General features: G+C 70.5%; 1 protein-coding gene. It reads left to right on the top strand.

Annotated elements, in window-relative coordinates:
• A partial coding sequence (locus FKV24_RS16585) for a DEAD/DEAH box helicase (protein ID WP_141483169.1) occupies window positions 1-1,507 on the top strand: 1,507 nt, incomplete at both ends.

The following is a 1,507-nucleotide window of genomic DNA, read 5'->3' as shown; positions in this document are numbered from 1 at the left end:
CGGGTCGCCCGCGCCGGCGCGCCCGCCGGCCAGCGCAAGCCACGCGCCCTGGTCCTGGCACCGACCCGCGAGCTGGCGATCCAGGTCGCCGAGGCCTTCCACAAGTACGCCCACCACCTGCCCGGCTTCCAGGTCCTGCCGATCTACGGCGGCCAGAGCTACGGCCCGCAGCTGGCCGCCCTGCGCCGCGGGGTCGATGTCGTGGTCGGCACCCCGGGCCGGATCATCGATCATCTCGAGCGCGGCTCGCTCGACCTGTCCCAGCTCGAGTGCCTGGTCCTGGACGAGGCCGACGAGATGCTGCGGATGGGCTTCATCGACGATGTCGAGGCGGTGCTGAAGAAGACCCCGGAGACACGCCAGGTCGCGCTGTTCTCGGCGACGATGCCGGCGCCGATCAAGCGCATCGCCCAGACCTACCTGCGCGAACCGGTCGAGATCGCGATCAAGGCCCGCACCACCACCTCCGACAACGTCCGCCAGCGCTACTGGTGGGTCAGCGGCGTGCACAAGCTCGACGCGCTGACCCGGATCCTGGAGGCCGAGCCGTTCGACGCGATGATCATCTTCACGCGGACCAAGCAGGCCACCGAGGAACTGGCCGAGAAGCTGACCGCGCGTGGCTTCGCCGCCGCCGCGATCAACGGCGACGTCCAGCAGCAGCAACGCGAACGCACCGTCCAGCAGCTGCGCGACGGGCGCATCGACGTGCTGGTCGCCACCGATGTCGCCGCCCGCGGCCTCGACGTGGAACGGATCAGCCACGTGCTGAACTACGACATTCCCTACGACACCGAGAGCTACGTCCACCGTATCGGCCGCACCGGCCGCGCCGGCCGCAGCGGCGAGGCGATCCTGTTCGTGACCCCCCGCGAACGCGGCATGCTGCGGGCGATCGAGCGCGCGACCCGCCAGGCGATCGAGGCGATGGAGCTGCCGAGCATCGACACCGTCAACGAGCAGCGCGTCAACAAGTTCCTCGGCCGTATCGGCGAATCGCTGGAGCGCGCCGACCTGGCGATGTTCCGCGAGCTGGTCGAACGCTACGAACGCGAGCGCAACGTGCCGATGGCCGAGATCGCCGCCGCCCTCGCCGGCCTGGTCCAGGGCGAACAGCCGCTGCTGCTGGACAAGCCCAAGGACAAGCCGCGCCCCGAGCACCCACGTCCCGGCTCCGACCGCCACGGCGAGCGCGGCCCGCGCAACCGCGGCGAGGCGATGTTCGACGACGCGCGCCCGCGCGAGCGTGGCCCGCACGAACGTGGTCCCCACGTGCCCGATGCCGGAATGGAGACCTTCCGCATCGAGGTCGGCCACACCCATGGGGTCAAGCCGGGCAACATCGTCGGCGCGATCGCCAACGAGGCCGAGCTGGAAAGCCGCTACATCGGCCGCATCGACATCCGCCAGGACCACAGCTACGTCGACCTGCCCGAGGGCATGCCGCGCGAACTGATGGAACACCTGAAGAAGGTCCGGGTCGCCGGCCAGCCGCTGCGGATCAGCC

The organism is Marilutibacter maris (assembly GCF_006546735.2).
In the GTDB taxonomy this organism is placed as follows: domain Bacteria; phylum Pseudomonadota; class Gammaproteobacteria; order Xanthomonadales; family Xanthomonadaceae; genus Marilutibacter; species Marilutibacter maris.
This window is presented reverse-complemented; position numbering and strand designations above follow the sequence as displayed.